Origin of the sequence: Nonomuraea sp. NPDC049709 (assembly GCF_040674815.1) — a bacterium.
In the GTDB taxonomy this organism is placed as follows: domain Bacteria; phylum Actinomycetota; class Actinomycetes; order Streptosporangiales; family Streptosporangiaceae; genus Nonomuraea.
Genome location: NZ_JBFANM010000023.1, coordinates 107,525 through 126,784, shown reverse-complemented (window position 1 = coordinate 126,784; position 19,260 = coordinate 107,525). Strand labels below are relative to the sequence as shown.

Below are 19,260 nucleotides of genomic sequence, written 5' to 3'. Positions count from 1 at the left end.
CACCTCCCGTAGGTCCGCGACATCGGTGACCCGCGCCTCTCCCGCGAAATGCGCGATCTTCCCCGGCGGGATCCCCTCAAGCCACGCCTCAGTCGGCCCGAGGGCATCCAGTCCCCGCAGGAACGCCAGACGACCCTTGAACTTGTTGAGCGACGCCGCCTGCGCCGCGTCCTTCAACCCGTCGTACGCGCTGCGCCGGGTGATGGGGTCGCCCGCCGCGGTGGGCCACCATCACGATCGAGCTTCGTTCACCCGTCAGACACGGCGGACACCAGAGCCGGGAGGGGGTCATGGCGAGCTTGCCCCCAGGAGCCGGCCACGCCGGCGGGCGCCGGCCCTTCTTGGCGCCCTGGGTGATGACGAGCCGGGCGGCGATCTCGCGCAGACTCAGGTCCTGCTCGCGCAGGTGCAGGGCCGTGGACAGCATCGCGGGTCGGTCGCCAGCGCGCCGCTATGGCTGGGCCGATCTACCTTCGCGCCGATGCCCCCAGATTCGGCCCTCCGCTCGCCGGGCCTGCCTGCAGGGCGTGCTTGAGGTCGGCGACCAGCTTCTCCAGTCGCAGGACAGAGCCTCCTCACCTCGGCGATACATCAACACATAGTTACGGAACACTACGCTGAGTGGTCACATGTTCGGCGGAAAAGGAAGGTCATGCGCCTGCCCATCCCATCCACCCCGGCTCCCAGCCGTCCTGAATGCCGCCCGAGCGGCCGCCTGATCTGCCCGCCGCCGTAGCCCACCGCTCCCCGGCCCCGGCTCTCCCACACCCCGAGGTCCGACTCAAAGGCGTTTCCCACCCACAGTGAAGGAACAGCAGTGAGCGCTACCACCCCGCAGCATCCCCGCAGTGTCCCCGCCGCTTCCCGCCGCCTGCGCCGTGCCGGGCCTGCCGGCCGGGTCCTGGCACTCCTGGCGCTGAGCGCGACCGCCATGGCCGTTCCCGCACCCGTCCAGGCCCAAGCCCAGGCCCGGGTCCAGGCGGCCGAGCAGGTGGCGGTGTCCTTGGGGGACAGCTTCATCTCCGGCGAGGCGGGCCGATGGTGGGGCAACAGCACGGTGGCCGCCGCCGCGGGCTGCACCCGCGGCGGAACCGACCGGGCCGCCTATCGCCAGCGGTTGATCTGCCGCTACGACCCCCAGCGGGTCTACGGCGACACGGCCCTGCACGGAGCGGGCACCGGATGTCACCGCTCCGATGTGGCCGAGATCACCGGACTGCGCCAGGCCGGGCTCACCCCGGTCAACCTGGCCTGTTCAGGGGCGGAGACCCGGCACATCATCGACGAGGCGTTCAAGGAGAACACCACCTCCCAAGCCGACCTGCTGGCCCGGGTCGCCGCCACCCGTCAGGTCGAGGTGGTCGTGCTGTCGATCGGCGGCAATGACCTGAACCTGTCCGGGATGCTGCGCCGCTGCGCCGCGCTGTACATGGCGGCAGACAAGCGCTCCTGCGCCTCCACGGGTGAGGGCGATCGGTTTCTCGCCGCGCTGCCGGCGGTGGAGCAGCAGGTGACGCTGGCGGTGCAGAAGATCCGCCAGGTTATGCGCCAGGCGCCGGCCCGTTCCGCCGGCTACCGGCTGATCCTGCAGTCCTATCCCTCTCCGGTGCCCTCCTCGGCCCGGGTGCGCTACAGCGAGGGCAGCGGCGGCAAGACCGCCACGCGTACGCTCGTGGGCGGCTGCCCGCTGTGGAACGCCGACTTCGACCTCATGCACGACACCCTGGCACCCGAGATCGACGCCATGCTGCGCCGGGTCGCCACCGCGACCGATGCGGAGTTCTTGAGCATGCTGGGCGCCGTGGAAGGCCACGCGTTGTGCGAGCGGGGCACAAGCCAATCCGGCACGCTGGACGACGCCGCCGAACTCGGCGACACGATGGAGTGGGTCCGGTACGGCACCGTCGGCGCGAAGATCAGCCAGGGACACCAGCAGGAGGCCATGCACCCCAACGCGTTCGGCCAGCAGGCACTCGGCCGCTGCCTGCTGTCCCTCTACCGCAACCCCAGCAGCCGGCCCTGCGACGCGGGCACGCCCAGAACTCAGACGTGATCCCTTCCACGGCCTGCACATAATCCCTCGACGACACCATCAACGAACGCATGCGGCGCCCGCCTCGTCCGAGGCGGGCGCCGTATGCGGTAGCGGTCTTGTCGACCCCTCGTGCGGCTGCAACAGAGAGCTTGGCGGTGGCTTTCCGCTCAACCCCGGTTCGCGATTGAACCACGGGGACTCACCTCACCGGCCGCTCTACGTGGTCCAAGAACTACTTAAGGTGGGGATCATGTCGGTGGACACGCTTCGACGGATCGTCCTGGTACGCCATGCCAAAGCCGAGTGGGGCGACAACGACCACGAACGCCCCCTGGCCGACCGCGGCCGCAAAGACGCCTCCGCCGCCGGCCACTGGCTGGCGGGAGCGGGCATCACGCCCGATCTCGCCCTCGTCACCACTGCCGCCCGCAGCCGGGAGACGTGGAAGCTGATCGTTTCGGAGCTTGCGCAGCGTCCCGAGACCGTTTATGAGGACCGGCTGTACGAGGCCAACCTGGACGAGCTCATCGCCGTGCTCAACGAGACCTCCGACGACGTCAACAGCCTCTGATTCTGGGCGGCAACCCCGGCATTCATGCCATGGCCGACGCTCTGGCCGGCGAGGCCGACGGCGACTTGCTGGCCCGGATGAACCGGTCCGGCTTCCCCACCTCCGCGATCGCCGTCCTGGACTTCGACGGGTCCTGGAAGGCCGTCGAGCACGGCGTGGCCAGGCTGATCGCCTTTCGGGACCCCCACGCCTGACCCGCGCCCAGGCAAAAGGGCAGGCAGACCTCGGCGGCGACGCCATCACGCCCGAGGACACGACAGAGGTCCCTGGAGCCAGTGACGGCTTCTCCTGCAGCGCCTGCCCGAACAGGACCGGCAAGCCCTCGCCGACCTGTGCCGACCTGATCAAACCCGTACGCGCGCCAGGAATCCGACCCCGAACGGCAGCGGATCGCTGGAGGCGCTCGAAACCCTGGGACTCCTGGCCTGAGAGCGGCCATCGCGATCTCAGGCCCGATATGCCTCCGGTCATGCCGGAGGATATCGGGGGGCGGCGGAGCTCCCCGCCGACCGCCAACTGGCCCCGCTAGGCAGGCACGACGGTGCAGTCCGGACCCGGAAACATGCGCGTCGTATGTCCGTCATCGAAGCGCACCAGATATGGAGGCCGCCCATCCTCCCCGTGGACCTCGAGGATCTCCCCCCGCTGTTCGCCGGCCTGGCCCCTGCCTATCGGCACCACGATCGTGTCGCCAACGTTCGCCTGCATATGACAACTCCTCAACCCACAGCCATTATCACGGACCGTGCTCGTTTTGCTTCAAACTGTTACCCGCTGTCGGATGCCCCTAGTCCCTTCGCGCGCCACGGGTAGCAGCCGAACGCGAACGGTGCCCCGGGCAAGCGCTGAACGCGTTCGGCGGCAAGATCAGGGGGTGAGCACTGGAGCGCCATGTACGTGATAATGGCCGGTCATCACGTACATGAGCGACCACGGCGGCACGGCGACCAGGACAACGCCTCGCCGGGACGGTACACGACTCCGGCACGTCATCCGGTACATCGCCGACGGCATCGCCTGGTGGGCGGCATGAGCACCGCGCCGAAGATCACCGCCCTTCGCGGTGGAGACGTCAGCCTCGCCGCGGCCGCCGACGCCTTCTTCGCCACCCAACGCACCCCCAACCCAACACCCACCGCGCCTACGCCTCGGCCATCGACTGCCTCACCGCCCTGCTCGGCCCCGACCGGCCACTCGCCGACGTCACCGACGCCGAGATCGGCGCCGCCCTCACCAAGCTGTGGGAGTCGAGCGCGCCGGCGACCTGGAACCGCAACCGCGCCGCCATCACCTCCTGGCTGCTCTGGTGCCAGACCAAGAAGCACTGGGCCGCCACCTTGGTCCCGGCTGAGGTCGAACGCCGCAAGGAGAGCGCCGACGAGACCCGCGCCGTGGCCAAGACCCCCATCCACCGGCTGCTGTCCCGCCGCGACATCCCCCTTCGGGAGCGGGCGCTCTGGCGGATGCTCTACGAAACGGCGGCCCGAGCCGCGGAGATTCTCGCGCTGAACGTCGAGGACCTCGACCTGGAGCACCGGCGCGCCCCCGTCCGCTCCAAGGGCGGCACAGTCGAGTGGGTGTACTGGGACAGCGGCACCGCCCACCTGCTGCCCCGCCTGCTCCGGCTCCCGGACGGCAGCACCCGTGGTCCGCTGTTCCTGTCCGAACGCCGCCCCGTCCCCGCCCGCCGCCCGCCGGCATCTGCCCGCACACCGGCCGCGCCCGCCTCGGCTACGACCGCGCACGCGTCCTGCTCGACAAGCACGCAGGGCTCGACCTGCACCAGCTACGCCACTCCGCCGCCACCCACCTCGGCGACGCCGAGATCCCGCTGCAGCTCATCATGGGCAAGACCCGGCACAAGAACCCCCGCACCGCCATGCGCTACGTCAAACCCGGACCTGAGGCCATCGCCAAGGTCACCGAGGTCCTGGCGCCACGCCGCCGTACCCACTGATCAACCGAGTGGCAGCCGGCCGGAAGCGATAGGAGTTCCGGGCAGTGCCGACGCTGACGCGGGCGAGGGGCTACTGACGATTTCGTGTCGCGACCTACTGACACTTTCGGGCTCTGGCGCTGATCTTGTTGCAGGGCCAATCGGGTTCGTGTCGCTCCCGCGTCGAGGTGCGCGGGTTGGCGATGCTGGTCCGCGTGCATCAATCAGGAGTTTGAGTTACTTCTGCCGCACCTTGCAGCAGCCCGGGTGGAGTCCGTGCAGGTCGAGGAAGATGCGGTCGTGTTCACGGTCGGCTCGGCGATACCAGCGGCCACGTGCCCGAGCTGCGGCACGACGTCGGCCAGGACGCATGGCGGCTACCGCCGGAGGCTGGCCGATCTGCCGATCTCCGGTCGCCCCGTGCGGATCGATGTCGGCGTTCGGCGGTTCCGCTGCGATGATCCCGGATGTGGTGCGGCGACGTTTGCCGAGCAGATACCCGGCCTGACCGCGCCGTTTGCGCGGCGCACTGCTGGGCTGACCGACCGCCTGGCCGCGATTGGGGCTGGTGCTGGCCGGCCGCGCCGGAGCCCGGCTGGCCGCGAAGCTGGGCATGCCAGCCTGCCGAGACACGCTGATCCGACTGGTCCGCGCACTGCCCAAGCCGCCCGCGGCGGCATCGACGGTGATCGGGGTCGATGATTTCGCACTGCGCAAGTGCGCCGTGTACGGAACTGTGATCATCGATATGGAGACCCACCGGCCGATCGATATGTTCGCCGGCCGGGACGCCGACACGCTGGCCGCGTGGTTGGCCGAGCGTCCCGGCATCGCGGTGATCTGTCGGGACCGCGCCGGGAACCACGCGAACGGGCCCGGGTCGGCGCACCGGATGCCATCGAGGTAGCCGATCGGTGGCACCTGTGGGCGAACCTCGGCGCGGCAGTGGAGAAGACTGTCTCCGCCCACGTCGCCTGCCTGCCCGAGCCGCCATTGGCAGCAGACCTCGTGGCCGAGGAACAGCGCGACGAGGTCGGCCCGCAACCGGAGCCGGATCCGCCGATCGAGTACCCGCTGGCCCGGCGGCATCGAGAACGCCACGCCGCGATCCACGAGCTGCTGGCCGCAGGCCGGTCCCGCGCCGAGACTGCCCGCGAGCTCGGGATCAGCGAGCGCACCGTCTACCGCTTCGCCGGCACGCCCCTGGAGCAGCACCTGGGCAGGGCCAACAACCGTGCGAGCCGTCTGGACCGGTTCATGGATCACCTGCATCAGCGCTTCGCTGACGGGCTCTGCAACGCCACGGCACTGCACCGCGAGATCCAGCTCCTGGGCTGGCGCGGCAGCCTGCGCACCGTCGAACGCTACATCGCCCAGCTGCGTGAACGGACAGACCCGCCACCGGCCGCGCCGACACCCCCGAAACCGCGCAAAGTCACCGGTTGGATCATGTCTGATCCCGACCACCTGACCGCAGGCGCCGCCGTGCAGCTCAAGAACATCCTCGTGCGCTGCCCGCCGGCAGATGATCACGCGGCTTGTCGGAGAGGCCATCGGCGGCGTCGGCGCGGGGCTCGTCTACGTTGCGCTCGGCCTGCTGCTGATGGTGGCTGCGATCCCGCTGGCCGTCGCCGGAACCGCCGTCCTGGCCATCAAGTCCGCGCAGACCTCGCTGGCCAGTCTCATGTACGCCACCAACCGCCTCTATGAGGAGGGCCTGTACTTCACCGATTTCACCAGCTTCCTCGACCGGCACCGCCCGGCCGGCGAGCGCTCCGCCACCGCGGCCCTGACCGGCTTTCGCCGGATCGCCGCCGAGGACATCACGTTCTCCTACCCCGGCTGCGACACCCCGGCCCTGCGCGGGGGGCGGTTTCCAGGGATCGTCGCAACACGGAATGTGTTGCGAGGATCTTAGGGGTTCGCTGGTGGAGGTTTCCGGTGGGAGAACGCCGAGAACATGACGCCTCCTGCAGGTGGATCTTCGGCGACTACTACCGGAACCCCTGCTGCTCAATCCGAGTTTCGCAGGCTTCCCGTTGGTGCGGTGAGCCTCAGCCTCGCTGGCCGGGACGGTCGACGATCATTGAGGACAGGAGGGCCGTGCTCCACACCGCCCCCTTGCGGAAGGCGGGTTCGCTCTCGCCGCCAAGGAACTCGTCGCGCAACCAGACCGCCCGCGTTCCCAGGTAGCGGTAGGTGCTCCGGTCGAGGATGTGGTAGGTGCGGGAGATCGTGTCGGTTCCCTCCACCCAGATGCCTAGGCCGCTGCGGCCCGCTGCGTCGCGCACACCCTGCTCGATCCGGACGCCGGGAATGAGCGCCAGGGCGCGGAACATGGTCGCCTCCAGTCGCGGCGGCATCGTGCCGTACCTGCTCAGGTAGAGGGTGATCACCCGGTAGGCGCGGTCGGCGTCGGGCTCAGCGCTCTTGGGGACGCCCTCCTCCTTGGGGTAGTCGATCCAGTGTCGATCGGCTGTGACCTTGGCCAGCAGCTTCTTGGGATCGGTCGGCAGCGCGCGGAGCTTGGCGTCGTACTGCTGCGGCGACAGGTCGTCATCACCTGGATCCGGGGGAATGTCGCTGACGACCATCTTTCCATCCTCGTCGAAGTCGGCGCGCTGCCTGCCGTCGTAGCGCAGCCATCCCTCACCGGTCCTGACCGTGTCCGAGTTCGCCTGTTTGTCCAGGGTCTTGGTGTAGTGCCACTGTGTCGGCAAGGGCACTTGGGCGCTTTTGCGTCTGCCCGCCACCTCGGCGGCGTGGGCGAGCACCACGCTGGAGTCGAGCTGGACGACCGGTGGCGTGTTCGCCGGGTGCGGGGTGGGCGGTTCGGGCCGCAGGGTGGTCACGGCGAGTGCGGCGGCGGCTCCTAGCGCTCCGACCAGGAGCAGGCGGCGCCCCAGTGTCCGCCCGCGTCCCTGGATCCGCGTCAGCATCCGCCGGCGCTGTGGGATGACCCATTCCTGGTTCGGCTCGGGGATCTCGGCACGCCACTCACGCAGCGATCGCAGGTCATCATCCATCGAAGGACTCCTCTCGGGTGGTCACAGGGTGGGATCCGCCGAGCGCTTGGCGTGTCTTTGCTCTGGCCCGGTGCAGGCGGGATGCGACGGTGCCGGCCGGGATGTTCAGCGCGCGGGCCACGTCGTCATACGACATCTCGGCCCAGGCCACGAGGAGTAGCACCTCCCGGTCATCGGGTGACAGCTTCGCCAGCGCCGCCGCCAGCCCGGCCTGCTGGGCGGCGACCCGGTCATCGACGCGTTCGGTGTACGGCTCGGTGATCTCATCGACGCCGCTGCGGACCAGCGCCCGGTAGAGGCGGATCTCCACCCGCCGATGCCGGCTGATGAGCCGGGCGGCGATGCCGTACAACCAAGGCCGCGCGTCGGGGTAGCTGGCGTCGTAGCGGTGGCGGCGCCGGAAGGCGGCCAGGAAGGCGTCGGAGACGATGTCGTCGGCCAGCGAGGGCCCCAGCCGCCGGGCGACATAGCGCCGCAATGCGGGCGCGTGCCGGTCGAAGAGGTCGGCGAAGGCCTCCGGGGCGCGTTCCGAGCGCCGGATCAACTCGGCGTCGTCGGCCCTGCCGGATTCTTCGGCGATCACATGGTGCTCCCGTCCTTACGCAATGGTTCGTCGGCTTTCGCCCGTACGACGGCCACGAATTCACGTTATGAGATGTGATATGCGTCACATATCGTTATCCGGTCGGGTCGGACACAGGACGCCGGGTGCGGCACAGTGCATCGGCGAGCGCTTCGCATCGCGGCTGGCCGGCTGTCTCCAACCGGTGAAGTGGTCCATCCGCGCCCGGATGACGCTGTCGGCCATCCTGGTGGCCGTGGTGCCGTGCGTGATCGCGGCGTGGCTGATCATGGATCACCAGCATGAGCACGAGATGAGTCACCGGCTCAGGTCGGGTCGCCCGGGGGAATCTCGCCCACGGGCGATCCGACCTCAGGCACGTCTACCGGGCGGATCTGGAGGTGATGCATGAGTTCGCTCACCGTGCGCCGCCCGCCGTGCTGGATGACGAGGGAACGGCCGCCACGCAGCTGGTCGATCGCGCGGGGCGGGTGGTGTCGGCGAGCGTTCGGGTGATCGGAGAGCCGCGGATGGCCACGTTCGTGCCGGCGCCGCGGATGGCCATGGATCGGCGGCTGTGCGACGTGCCGGGCTTTCCCGGCCAGTGCATGATCGTCGCGGCGATGTGGGTTCCCGCCCTCGGCGGCGACCTGATCGCCTACAGCGCGCTGCCGGACCCGCCGTGGTACGGGAGCGAAGCGCTGCTCGCGCAGCTGGTGGCCGCCTCGGCGATCGTGCTGGTCATCGTGGCCGTGGGAACGTACCAGCTCGTCGGCCGTACCTTGCAGCCGGTGGAGGACATGACCGCCGAGCTCGCCGAGATCACCGCCACCGATCTCGGGCACCGCGTGCCCGTCCCGGCCCACCATGACGAGATCCGCTACCTGGCCACCGTCGTCAACGACACCCTGGAACTGCTGGAGGCGGCACTGCGGCGCGAGCGCCGCTTCACCGCCGAGGCCTCCCACGACCTGCGCACCCCGATCACCGGCGCCATCCTCCGACTGGAGGAGGCACTGACGGACCCGGACACGGTCGACTGGCCGCGCATGGCCAAAGAGCTGCTCAGCGACGTGGAACGCCAGCAGGCCATCGCCGAGGACATCCTCACCCTGGCCCGCCTGGACGCCGACCGGTCGGCCCAGCACCAGCGCACCGACCTGGCCGACCTCGCCCGCACCGAACTCCGGCGCCGGCTGCCCGGCCGGGTCCCCATCCGCACCGACCTGCAGCCGGGCGTGCTCGTCAGCTGCGACCGGCTGCTGATCGCCAGGCTGCTGGCCAACCTGCTGGACAACGCCCAGCGCCACGCCACCACCACCGCCACCGTCACCGTCCGGGCCGAGGACGACACCGCCATCTTGGCGGTCTTCGACGACGGCGCCGGCATCGCCCCCGAACACCGCGAGATCATCTTCGAACGCTTCGCCCGGCTCCCGGAATCACGCCAGCGCGACCCGAAGGGCACCGGCCTGGGCCTGGCCATCTGCCGCGAGATCGCCCACGCCCACCGAGGCACCCTGACCATCGAAGACCCCGGCCAGGGAACCTGCCTGGTGCTGCGCATGCCCTTGGCGGACTGACCGCCGGACTGATCGCCGGCCCGCCATCTTGGCTCACATCGCCGGTCGCCAGCGGCGTCCCGAGATCGGCATGCTCGACGTCACCGAGCTCGGCCGCAACCCATCGTTATCTGGGTAGTCAAGCGAACTAGCCGGTCAGAGGATGTCATGGCGTTCGCCGCGGCGGCAGACGCCGAGGTGGTCTTCGAGCAGGTTGCCGTCACCGCCGAGCAGGTGGTGACCTACCGCCTGCCCACCACGCCGCCCAAGGCCACCGACCGGCACTCCTTCTCCGGCACCGCCACCACCTAGGCCGAGGCGCTCCCGCCGGACATCCTTGCCGCCCTCGTACGCTCGGCGATCGAGCCCACCGCGACCCCGTCATCCACGAGCAGATGCTCCCGCGTGCAGAAGCCGACCGCTATGCGATCCACGACCGGCTCAGCCGGTGGGAGGATCTCGGCCGACCCCCGGCGGAGTGAGCCTCGCCGACAGCTCGTACGCACCCCGTCGTGACGCTGCCGGTTAGAGAAAGCCCATAGCGATCACGGTAGCCAGAGGTGAGCAGGATGTTCATCCGCCCGACTCGGCCTCCCGATGCCACACGGCCAACGCGCCAACACTTCTGGACAGTGGACGGTGTTACCACTGGTCCCTAGGGTGCCCAGAAAGGGTTTACGTTTCCGGACGGGGGATCGCATGACGTTCATCTACGACGGCCAGCGACCGGAGGTCTTGCGAGCACAGGTCGACGGCAAGGACGGATACGTCCTGCTTCCCGACCAGGACGACCCCCCAGGGGCGATCTACTTCTCCTCCTGGCAGGGCGGCCTCACCCGGTGGGTGTCGGAACTGTTCCTCATCGTCGGCCAGAACCCGCGGGAGGACCTGCCGACTCTCGACGAATACCTCCAGGCGCCCTGACCCTCTACCCACGACGCCACGAGGACCCGATGGCCGCACCATCGCCTACGCGCGGTCTCCACCTGCGACCAAACCTCCAGCTTCAGCTCGACGCCCTCACCGCCGACGGCTACGACGTCCTGTTTCAGAAGAAGATCTCCAGCCGCCTGCGCGGGAACCGCCCCGAATTCGCCGCCGCCCCAGCCGCGCTGTGCATCCGACCGCTGGGGCCACTCAGCCGCACACGTGCTGACCGCGGTCGTGCCGGACCTGACGGCGGGAACCGGTCGGCCGCGAGCGGGCAAGTAGGGGTGTCCCATCGGTGAGCCGAGAGGCCAGAGCATGTCAGAAACGAGCCCCGCCGATTCCGCCGTCATCGCGCGGTCCCGGCAGGAGCCCGAGGTGTTCGCGGAGATCTTCCGCAGACACGCAGCCGAGATCAAAAGATTCGTTATCCGCCGCCTCGGGCCCGACGTCGCCGAGGACGTGGTGGCGGAGACCTTTCTCGCCGCCTTCCGCCAGCGCGGCCGCTACGACCTGGCCAGGCACAACGCCCTGCCCTGGTTGTACGGCATCGCGACCAACCTCATCGGCCGCCACAAGCGCACCGAGGCCAGGCAGCTGAACCTGCTGGCCCGCACCGGTGTGGACCCGGTTACTGAACCCTTCACCTCGCGCAGCGACGAGCGGCTGAGCGCTCAGGCCGTACAGCAGCGCCTGGCCGCCGCGCTTGCCGCGCTGCCCGCCGGGTACCGCGACGTGCTGCTCCTGGTGACCTGGGGCGGCCTCAGCTACGCCGAAGCCGCCGAGGCGCTCGGCATCCGCGTCGGAACGGTCCGCTCACGCGTCAACCGCGCCCGTACCAAGATCCGCGAGGGACTGGGCGGGACCGACCCCACAGCACTCGTCATCGAGGAGGTTCGCCATGGATGACCTGGCCCAGCTCAACAACTTCCGCTCCGAGGTCCCCGTGCAGGAGGACCTGCGGGCCGAAGCAGAGCGCCTGATGGCCGGCATGTCCGCGCCGGCGCACCCCAATTTTCTCCGCCTCGGACTGCGCGCCACATGGGCAGGAGGTCTGGCGGCCGCGGTGGGAGTGGCGGTGTTCGTTGTCCAGAGCCCGCCCGCCCCGGTGCCGCCCCCGCCGATGATCCGCACGGTCGCGGCCGTGGAGGTGCTGACCCGGGCGGCCGAGCACGCCGGCAGCCGTCCGGAGCTGCATCCCACGCCCGGCCAGTTCCTCGTCTACCAGTCGCAGAGCATGAACTCGGCCGAAGGGGAAGGGCAGATCTGGCTGTCGCGTGCCCGGCGCACGTTCTGGCAGCCGGTCGAGGGCAGTTCGGTCAAGGCGTTCCTGCAGAATGAGATCTTGGCGCCTCTGCCGTATCCGGGGCACACGCTCCCGCCGCTGGCGCAGCGGGAGCAGGAGCAGGTGGGCAAGCCCAGTCGTCCTGAACGGGCCGCTGACTTCGATGACCGCGCCGAGTTCCTGCGCAACGACTACGCCTACGTCAGCAAGCTGCCGACCGATACCGAAGGCATGCGCAGGCACCTCTACACGCAGGTGCCCTTCGACGGGTTGCAGGACTACGAGGCGTGGAACCGGGTCGGCGGGCTGCTCGGGGAGTCCTATCTGCCCGCCGCGCAGCGGGCCGCGCTCTTCCGCGCGGCGGCCACGATTCCCGGGGTGGTGACGGTGAAGGAGGCGCAGGACGCCGCGGGGCGCAAGGGCATAGCCGCGGCGATGGTGTCGCCCAACGGGGTCAGGGAGGAGTACATCTTCGACCGGAAGACCTACGACTATCTCGGCTGCCGGGGGGTGGTCGTGGACGCCAAGCTGGCCAATGCTCCGGTGGGGAGCGTGGTGTCGTCGAGCGCGCAGTTGAAGGTGAGCGTCGCCGACAGCCCGCCGATCGTGGATTAGACGGCGCGACGGGGCCCGGGCAGACGGCATGGCAGGGACCGTCTGCCCGATCGACCAGCGTCTCAACCTGACCACCGCCACCAATCGGGACTCCCGCTGGCTCTTCCCCGGCCGCCGCGGTGGCCAGCCCATGACAACCGACGCTGTCGAAAAGCGTCTTCCACTCCTCGGTCGGCCCGAGGCCGTCCAGCTCGCGCAGGAACGCCAGACGGCCCTTGAACTTGTTGAGCGACGCGGCCTGCGCCACGTCCTTCAACCCGTCGAACTCGCTGCGCCGGGTGATCGAGTCGACCAGCAGCAGCCGGGCCAACCTCGCCCGCGCTCCGACGCCAACCGGCCGGACACCAGCACGAAGAACCCGCGATTCACCTCGGTGCGGATCTTCTTGGTCATCTCATCCAGCGTCGTATAGCCGGGCAGCTCACGCCGCTCGGTTCATCCTGGCCAGCAGGTCGCCTTCGGCCTCGCCGACCAGGGCGTCAGCCACAGCCTGGATGCCGGGGTTGCCGCCCAGCAGCAGGAGGTCATTGACGTCGTCGGAAGTCTCATTGATCACGGCGATGAGCTCGTCCAGGCCAGCATGGGAGGTCATGAAGGGGTGACGCCTTCGCCGACCGCGCAGACCACGGCATGGCTGAAGCCGATCAGCATCTGGTAGCCTGCCAAAAAATGATTACTCAATGTAGTGAAAAAATTACTTGCAGTCCTGGCTGGGTCCACGCCGAACGCCAGGCCCGTTCCTGGTCGGCGCGGCACGGCCTGATCACCGGCCAGGAGGAGATGCGGCGACTGGCCCGGATGGGGCACGGGCGCATGGCCGGATGGCTGGCCCCGCTGGCCGGGCCGGCGGAGCTGGCTCTGCTCGCGCAGTGGGGAGCGTACATCGCGCTGGTCGACGACGGCTTCGATCGGCACGGCCAGTCGCCGGAGCAGGTGCGGGCCCTGCTGGACCAGTTGCTCGACGTGCTCGGCGGCGCGGACGGAACCCGGCACCCGGTGCCCGCGGTGCGCGCGCTCACCGATCTGTGGCAGCACACCAAGGTCTCGGCCCGGCCCGGATGGAGCAGCCGCTTCCTCGCCCTCTACCGGGACTTCGCCGAGGCCACCTGCACCGAGACGCGGCTGCGCGCCCGCGGTGAACAGCTCGGGCTCGACGACTACCTGACGCTGCGCCGCCGCACCATCACCCTGCTGCCGCTGCTGGCCGTCGTGGAACGAACCCTGCCCCCGGCAGACGAGCTCGACGAGTTGCGGGAGGCGACCGCCGACATCATCGCCTGGACCAACGACCTGCGCTCCGCGCCGCAAGATCTGGACGAGGGCACCGAGAACCTCGTCGGCGTGCTCGCCCGCCACCACCGATGCAGCCGGTCGGAGGCCGCGGCGCGGGCCCGGGGCATGCTGGCCGAGCGCATGGACGACTTCGACCGCGCCGCGCGCGGCGATCGGGCCGCGCCGATCCGCCAGGTCCGGGACGGATCCCTGGCCTGGCAGCGAGAAACCCACCGCAACCCGCCAGGCTCCGGCATGACTGCCGACGATCACGAGCGGGGCGTGCGCGCACTCGCGCAACACCTGGCCGTCGCCGTGGACGCAGGCGGCATCGTGGACGACCGGTGCGGCAGCCGCGTGCTGGAATCTGCCCTGCTGCTGGCCCTGCTGCGCAAACAAGGGAGCGAACCCGGCGAGCAGGACCGGCTGACCCGGTTCCTGAAAGAGGGCCGGCCCGGCGCGAGCCGGGTGGACGCCCTGCTGATCGACGCCTGCCTCGACCCGGCGGGCATGGCCGATCGCGCCCTGGACATGGCCGTCGGCCTGCCGCCGGCGGCCAGCGGCGGCACCGCCGGGCGCGGGCAGCTCAAGGCCGTCATGCTGCGCACGGTGCTGCATGTGCTGTGCGACTCACCCCTGGATCATCGGGACGCCCCCGCGCCGGCCGGGCCGGAGGGCATCACCACCTTCACCGACGTGCACCTGCTGTCGACCCGGATCATCCACGCGCACGCCTGCGGCCGCGTCCACGCGGTCACCGACGCCGAGCGCGACCGCCTGGTGTCGCTGATGTCGTCGGGGCGCGACCGGGTGCTGTGGGAGGCCAGCGCCACCACCCACCTGCTCGGCCTGCACGCGGTGCGCACGTTCCGGCCGGACGCCCAGGTCCTCGACGACGGCCTGCTGCGGCTGTGCCTGGCCATCAACGCCGACGACGGCGTGCCGTTCCTGGACAGCCAAGACCTCTGGCTGACCGCCGTGGCCGGCCTCGCGTTCACCGGCGAAGACACCCTGGCACCGTACGTTCCCCGCATGGCCGATCTCGTGGCGTCCTGGCAGGCCCCGGACGGAGGCTGGCCGTTCGCCACCGGCATGCAGCAGACCGACGTGGACACCACCACCCGGTGCATGGAGTTCCTGCACGCCGCCGACCCGATCCGGCACCGCCAGGCACTGGAGAAGGCGACCAGGTACCTGACCGAGATCGCCGACCCCGACGGCGGATTCCCCACCTGGGTGCGCGGCGACGCGCCGGACCTGGACATGACCGCCGGCGCGATCCTCGCGCTGGCCCCGCAGGCCGCACGGCACGAGCGGCTGCTCGCCGCCGCCGTGGAGTTCGTCCTGAACGCTCAGCTTGCCGACGGGACCTTCGAGCGGAGCTGGACGGTCAGCGAGTCCAGCGCCATCCTGCGTACCCTGGACGCCCTGCACGCGATCCCCCCAGCGACCACTGGGCTGGCCGCCCGGATCTCCGCCGCCACCGCCCGATCCATGGCACGCCTCGTCCAGACGCAGAACCGCGACGGCGGCTGGGGGCAGCTCCCCGGCGACCCCAGCGACGTGCTCTCCACCGCCCAAGCCGTCCCCGTGCTGGCCCGGCACGGCGACCGGCTCTCGGCCGGACGGGCGGTGGCGTACCTGCTGGACCGGCAGGACCCCGACGGCGGTTTCACCTCGGTGCCCGACCAGGTCGGCCCGCGGCCGCTGCCGTTTGACTATCCGGTGCTCGCCGACCTGCACACCCTATCCGCCCTGCGGCGCGCCCGCGTGCCCGCCACCACGGCGCGCAGGACGACCTGTGGTACGACCGGGACGAGCTGGTCGGCGCTGGAGTCGAGCCTGCGCGGTGTGCTGCTCCGGCCCGAGCAGGCCGCCTACGAGCAGGCCCGGCTGCTGGTCAACCAGCGCTTCGACGACATCCGCCCGCAAGCGATCGCTTACCCGGCCGGTGTCCACGACGTGGTGGAATGCGTGAACTTCGCCCGCGCCGGCCGGGTTCCGCTGGCGCTGCGCTCCGGCGGGCACAGCTACGCCGGATACTCCACCGGTCCCGGGCTCGTGCTCGACGTCAGCTCGCTGAATGCCGCCGTCGTGGGCGGCGGGCGGGCGCTGTTCGGCGCCGGGGTCAAGGGCATGCAGGCTCACCTCGCGCTGGCCGCCGCCGCAGCCGGGCTCCCGCTGGGCCGCTGCCCCACCATCGGACTGGCCGGGGTCACCCTCGGCGGCGGGCTGAGCGCGTTCACCAGGGCGTGGGGGCTGGCCTGCGACCACCTGCGCGAGATCGAGATCGTCACCGCCGACGGCCGCATCCGCCGCGTGCGCCCCGATTCGCCGCCACCGGACGACGACCTGTTCTGGGCCCTGTGCGGCGGGGGCGGAGGCAACTTCGGCGTGGTCACCTCACTGGAGTTCGCCACCGAGGACATCCGTGACCTGAGCTTCACCAGGTTCATGCTCGCCTGGCCCGCCACCGCGGCCGCGGCCGTGATCCAGGGCTGGACGGCCTGGAACGCCGACCCGGCAACGCCACGCACGGTCTGCTGCGCCTTCGAGCAGCTCAGCGACTCCGGCATGCCCTCGGCGCCGACAGTGACCGGCACCTTCATCGGCACACCCGGCGACCTCGGGCCGGTGCTGGACCGGCTGGCCGCCGCAGTGGGCAGGCCGGAAGCCCACCGGGTGCTCATTCCCTGCGACTACGTCCGGGCCGCCTCCGAAGCCGACCGCTGGGGCGGCGGCACCTGGGGGCCCCGCGTCGCCTTCGCCGCCAAGTCCCACATCGTGCGCGAACCGATGACCCCGGCAGCAGCGGCCGAGATGGCCGCGGCTCTGGAACGCTTGCACCAGTTCACCGGCGTGGGCGGGGCCAGCGGCCTGCTCATCGACGCCCTCGGCGGCGCGGTCAACGACCGGCCCTCGGATGCCACCGCCTTCCCGCACCGGGCCGCGGTCGGCGTCGTGCAGTACCACTCCTACTGGCACCAGTTCACCGACCGCGCGCACATCGACCGCAGACTCCAGTGGCTACGCGACGTCCATGCCGCCATGCAGCCCCACCTGGGGATCGGCGGCTACACCAACGGCATGGACCCCGAACTCACCGACTGGGCGGCGGCCTACCACGGCGAGAACTACCCGAGGATGCAGCGCGTCAAGGCCACCTGCGATCCCGATCAGCTGTTCACCTTCCGCCAAGCAGTCACCCCATCGGGCCGACCGTAGTACCAGCGAGAGCTTGCGGTCCGGGTGACGTCGTGACGGAGCCGAGCTCGGTCCGGTTTCTGCGATAAATCTGTCGACGAGGCCGAGCGCCGCCCACTGAAGGCTCGGCGTGCGCGGGATACACTGCGGAACAGCGGCGGCAGGGGAATCACCGGCACATCACCGGCGCGCTCATCTGCCTCATCGACGTCGCCGTCATCATGTATGTGCCGCGTATCTGAGCAGCCATGCTGCGAGCAGTGAGACCGGACAATCCTTGCGGTCAGCCCCTCGAGAACACCTTCCGCCTCATCTACCATTCGGCAGGTTGTGATAGCCGGGCCTACCAGTAGAACCCGCCTTCGTGTTCGCCACGTAGCCGATCCAACCATGTTGGCCGGGTGGCTGGCGTGTTTGGAAGCGCATGTCACAGATGGGTGGTGGGGAACCAGGAGTCGTGGGCGGCGACACGCTTGCCGACAAGGTGGTCGTTGGAGCGGGCGGCTCGCGTCTCGGTCCCGCAGGAGCCTCTGCCGTGCGCACCCTGACATGCGCACGATCACCACGCCAGGACACGACGCCGCCGGCTGCCGGCGTGGGCGGCGGCCTCGCCCCTTTGCGGGCGGCTGGGGGACAAGTCCTCCCTGACCGGCAGAGGCTCGCCCTCGAGAGCGGGCGGGCCTTCCCGTGCCGCTCCTGTCAGTCCACCGCCGGCGCGCCGGCGAATATCCCCGAGGCTCACCCCAGCACTCGGCGCCGCGCAGCTGGATCCTCCAGCCCAGCGAGCACGTCGTGAATCTTCCCCATCGCTGCCAGCTCTGTGTTCACCGCGGCGCTGCCGCTCCTGGCCGCGATTTCCACCTCCGCCTCTTCGACCTGGTCGTCGTGCTCGCCATCACCAGGTCCTCGCTGCTTGGCGATGCTGGCCCTCATCCGCTGCTCCGGTGGAAGCGCTGTGCTCTCTTGGGCTGGGCCGCGACGCTCGTCTGGCAGGACGCGCCCGCGGCCCTTTCGACAAGGAGACGCACCGTTGTCTGACATCCCGCGCCGGCGCGGCCAGCGGCGCCCACGGCGATCAGTCGCTCGCCCTGTTCGGCGCGCTCGTTGATCGGATCGGCCTGGCCAAGCCCGGAGGGCACGACTCCGGGGAGGGGGAACCGCACCGGACGGTCCGCCCGCCAGGGTCAGAAGCCCGGCTGGCCAACGGCCCCCGCAGCAGGGAGAACCCGCGGTGAATCATCCGGTAGTCCTACGCGGCCGCCCTCGGACAACCGCTCGCCCAGATGAAGGTCGCCACCCGTGTCCGTGATCACAACTCAGCAGCTCCGTGCGGCTCGCCGGCGGGCCAGCCGCCGCCGCCACATCCTCCGCCGGCGCCTCCTTCGCCGGGGGCCCGTCCGCGGCCTGGACGCCGCCGGCGGGCTACGTGCACGAGAACTCCCACTTCGGCGCCACGCCTGGTGCAACCAGATCGGGCAGGAGGGGGTAGTCGCGGGCAAATGGACCGCGTACGTGTGCCACGAGACGCTGCACGGGCTCGAGTTCCCGAGGATCTTCAGTGACCTGTACGTGAAGAGATGAGCGGTGCGCCGGTCCGGCCTGCGGTGTCTGCGCCCTACGAGAGATCGAAGGGGGCCGGGGCATGGCCTTCCCCAGATCCGGCGGGAGGCCTGTTCGGGGTAGGGCAGAGCCTTCGGCTCGGCGTGATCCACACGCCGCGGCGAGGCGCGCGAACATACCGAGGACATACCACGTGTCACTACTGTCGCCTCTCGTCCAGACACCCTGATTCGGGAGAAGACGGTAGTGAGATATCTGCGCAAGACAGCCTTCATCGCGGGTGCCGGGCTGGCCCTGTCGCTGCTCGGCTCGGTTCCCGCCTCGGCCGACAACTGGGACTCCTCGGCACCGACGGATGCCATCAACGTGACGACGCGGCTGCAGGCCAACACCGACCTCGGAACGCTGCAACTGCGTAAGGGCAAGCTGGGCTCCAACTGGTACATCTGGGCCCGGATCAGCAAGCCCACCAGCACCGCCAACAAGAGCTACAAGCTCTTCTTCATCGTGGGCAGCAGCCCCGTGAGCGTCGACATCAACGGCACGAGCTACACCAAGGGCTACAAGCTGATCTCCGGCAAGACCTACAAGGGCTGCCTGAAGAAGGACACCGGCATGCCGGGCGGCAGCTACTACAAGTGCATCAGCTTCACACAATGATCTAGGAGGGGCGTGTGACCGGGCGCGTGCGGGCACCAGCGGCCA

The 19,260-nt window shown here is 70.0% G+C and carries 22 protein-coding genes and 2 pseudogenes; 17 read left to right on the top strand and 7 right to left on the bottom strand.

The annotated features are described in order from the left end of the window. The first annotated feature begins 817 nt into the window (after positions 1-817). The 3 genes from AB0J69_RS24285 to AB0J69_RS24275 all read left to right on the top strand — a co-directional run bounded on the left by AB0J69_RS24285 (position 818) and on the right by AB0J69_RS24275 (position 2,800). On the top strand, positions 818-2,053 hold the full coding sequence (locus AB0J69_RS24285; RefSeq protein ID WP_364121218.1) for a GDSL-type esterase/lipase family protein: 1,236 nt from the start codon (positions 818-820) through the stop codon (positions 2,051-2,053). Positions 2,054-2,285: 232 nt separating this feature from the next. Beyond that, entirely contained in the window at positions 2,286-2,606 is a 321-nt protein-coding gene (locus AB0J69_RS24280) for a histidine phosphatase family protein (protein ID WP_364121215.1), read from the top strand. Between the two features lie 29 nt (positions 2,607-2,635). Continuing rightward, positions 2,636-2,800, top strand: a complete 165-nt coding sequence (locus AB0J69_RS24275; protein WP_364121212.1) for a hypothetical protein — start codon at positions 2,636-2,638, stop codon at positions 2,798-2,800. 331 nt (positions 2,801-3,131) lie between these two features. Here AB0J69_RS24275 and AB0J69_RS24270 read toward each other — a convergent pair whose 3' ends face one another. Together AB0J69_RS24270 and AB0J69_RS24265 are read right to left on the bottom strand one after the other, a co-directional pair. After that, positions 3,132-3,314, bottom strand: coding sequence for a DUF1918 domain-containing protein (locus AB0J69_RS24270; protein WP_364121210.1), 183 nt, complete (start codon positions 3,312-3,314; stop codon positions 3,132-3,134). A 433-nt stretch (positions 3,315-3,747) separates the two neighbouring features. Continuing rightward, positions 3,748-4,014, bottom strand: coding sequence for a hypothetical protein (locus tag AB0J69_RS24265; protein ID WP_364121207.1), 267 nt, complete (start codon positions 4,012-4,014; stop codon positions 3,748-3,750). A 55-nt stretch (positions 4,015-4,069) separates the two neighbouring features. Between AB0J69_RS24265 and AB0J69_RS24260 the strand changes: the two are divergent. The 6 genes and pseudogenes from AB0J69_RS24260 to AB0J69_RS24235 all read left to right on the top strand — a co-directional run. Continuing rightward, a pseudogene (locus tag AB0J69_RS24260) lies at positions 4,070-4,168 on the top strand (site-specific integrase); the annotation flags it as partial. A gap of 11 nt (positions 4,169-4,179) precedes the next feature. After that, a complete protein-coding gene (locus AB0J69_RS24255; protein ID WP_364121204.1) occupies positions 4,180-4,563 on the top strand; it encodes a tyrosine-type recombinase/integrase in 384 nt (127 codons plus the stop codon). Between the two features lie 246 nt (positions 4,564-4,809). Further along, a complete protein-coding gene (locus AB0J69_RS24250; protein WP_364121201.1) occupies positions 4,810-5,244 on the top strand; it encodes a transposase family protein in 435 nt (144 codons plus the stop codon). Then, positions 5,156-5,449: a transposase gene (locus AB0J69_RS24245; RefSeq protein ID WP_364121198.1), complete on the top strand. Its 294-nt coding sequence runs from the start codon at positions 5,156-5,158 to the stop codon at positions 5,447-5,449. The genes AB0J69_RS24250 and AB0J69_RS24245 overlap by 89 nt, the downstream gene beginning before the upstream one ends. Beyond that, positions 5,350-5,682 (top strand): annotated as a pseudogene (locus tag AB0J69_RS24240) (hypothetical protein); the annotation flags it as partial. The gene AB0J69_RS24245 and the pseudogene AB0J69_RS24240, both read left to right, overlap by 100 nt. Positions 5,683-6,067: 385 nt before the next feature. Continuing rightward, a complete protein-coding gene (locus tag AB0J69_RS24235; RefSeq protein WP_364121308.1) occupies positions 6,068-6,460 on the top strand; it encodes a hypothetical protein in 393 nt (130 codons plus the stop codon). A gap of 136 nt (positions 6,461-6,596) precedes the next feature. Here the strand turns inward: AB0J69_RS24235 and AB0J69_RS24230 are convergent, their stop codons facing one another. The 3 genes from AB0J69_RS24230 to AB0J69_RS24220 all read right to left on the bottom strand — a co-directional run bounded on the left by AB0J69_RS24230 (position 6,597) and on the right by AB0J69_RS24220 (position 8,421). Continuing rightward, positions 6,597-7,568 carry a CU044_5270 family protein gene (locus AB0J69_RS24230; protein WP_364121195.1) on the bottom strand — a complete coding sequence of 324 codons (972 nt, stop codon included), beginning with the start codon at positions 7,566-7,568 and terminating at the stop codon, positions 6,597-6,599. Then, positions 7,561-8,151, bottom strand: a complete 591-nt coding sequence (locus tag AB0J69_RS24225; RefSeq protein ID WP_364121192.1) for an RNA polymerase sigma factor — start codon at positions 8,149-8,151, stop codon at positions 7,561-7,563. Before AB0J69_RS24225 ends, AB0J69_RS24230 begins: the two co-directional genes overlap by 8 nt. A gap of 84 nt (positions 8,152-8,235) precedes the next feature. Beyond that, on the bottom strand, positions 8,236-8,421 hold the full coding sequence (locus tag AB0J69_RS24220; RefSeq protein WP_364121189.1) for a hypothetical protein: 186 nt from the start codon (positions 8,419-8,421) through the stop codon (positions 8,236-8,238). Between the two features lie 113 nt (positions 8,422-8,534). Between AB0J69_RS24220 and AB0J69_RS24215 the strand changes: the two genes are divergently transcribed. The 6 genes from AB0J69_RS24215 to AB0J69_RS24190 all read left to right on the top strand — a co-directional run bounded on the left by AB0J69_RS24215 (position 8,535) and on the right by AB0J69_RS24190 (position 12,931). Beyond that, positions 8,535-9,713, top strand: a complete 1,179-nt coding sequence (locus AB0J69_RS24215) for a HAMP domain-containing sensor histidine kinase (protein ID WP_364121187.1) — start codon at positions 8,535-8,537, stop codon at positions 9,711-9,713. Positions 9,714-9,860: 147 nt separating this feature from the next. After that, a complete protein-coding gene (locus AB0J69_RS24210; RefSeq protein WP_364121184.1) occupies positions 9,861-10,004 on the top strand; it encodes a hypothetical protein in 144 nt (47 codons plus the stop codon). Between the two features lie 387 nt (positions 10,005-10,391). Then, a complete protein-coding gene (locus AB0J69_RS24205; protein WP_364121181.1) occupies positions 10,392-10,616 on the top strand; it encodes a hypothetical protein in 225 nt (74 codons plus the stop codon). Between the two features lie 321 nt (positions 10,617-10,937). Further along, entirely contained in the window at positions 10,938-11,528 is a 591-nt protein-coding gene (locus tag AB0J69_RS24200) for an RNA polymerase sigma factor (RefSeq protein WP_364121178.1), read from the top strand. Beyond that, the gene (locus tag AB0J69_RS24195; protein ID WP_364121176.1) at positions 11,521-12,519 is read left to right on the top strand and encodes a CU044_5270 family protein; all 999 of its coding nucleotides are present in this window, start codon (positions 11,521-11,523) and stop codon (positions 12,517-12,519) included. Before AB0J69_RS24200 ends, AB0J69_RS24195 begins: the two co-directional genes overlap by 8 nt. 28 nt (positions 12,520-12,547) lie before the next feature. Next, positions 12,548-12,931 (top strand): hypothetical protein, encoded by a 384-nt coding sequence (locus AB0J69_RS24190; protein ID WP_364121173.1) that lies wholly within the window; start codon positions 12,548-12,550, stop codon positions 12,929-12,931. A gap of 9 nt (positions 12,932-12,940) precedes the next feature. Here the strand turns inward: AB0J69_RS24190 and AB0J69_RS24185 are convergent, their stop codons facing one another. Then, entirely contained in the window at positions 12,941-13,111 is a 171-nt protein-coding gene (locus tag AB0J69_RS24185; RefSeq protein WP_364121170.1) for a hypothetical protein, read from the bottom strand. Between the two features lie 188 nt (positions 13,112-13,299). Between AB0J69_RS24185 and AB0J69_RS24180 the strand changes: the two genes are divergently transcribed. Next, the gene (locus AB0J69_RS24180; protein ID WP_364121167.1) at positions 13,300-17,016 is read left to right on the top strand and encodes an FAD-binding protein; all 3,717 of its coding nucleotides are present in this window, start codon (positions 13,300-13,302) and stop codon (positions 17,014-17,016) included. 717 nt (positions 17,017-17,733) lie between these two features. Here the strand turns inward: AB0J69_RS24180 and AB0J69_RS24175 are convergent. Beyond that, complete coding sequence (locus AB0J69_RS24175) at positions 17,734-17,928, bottom strand: hypothetical protein (protein ID WP_364121164.1); 195 nt, start codon at positions 17,926-17,928, stop codon at positions 17,734-17,736. An 873-nt stretch (positions 17,929-18,801) separates the two neighbouring features. On the opposite strand from AB0J69_RS24175, the gene AB0J69_RS24170 reads away from it, so the two are divergent. Further along, the gene (locus AB0J69_RS24170) at positions 18,802-19,215 is read left to right on the top strand and encodes a hypothetical protein (protein WP_188190344.1); all 414 of its coding nucleotides are present in this window, start codon (positions 18,802-18,804) and stop codon (positions 19,213-19,215) included. Positions 19,216-19,260: the final 45 nt, after the last annotated feature.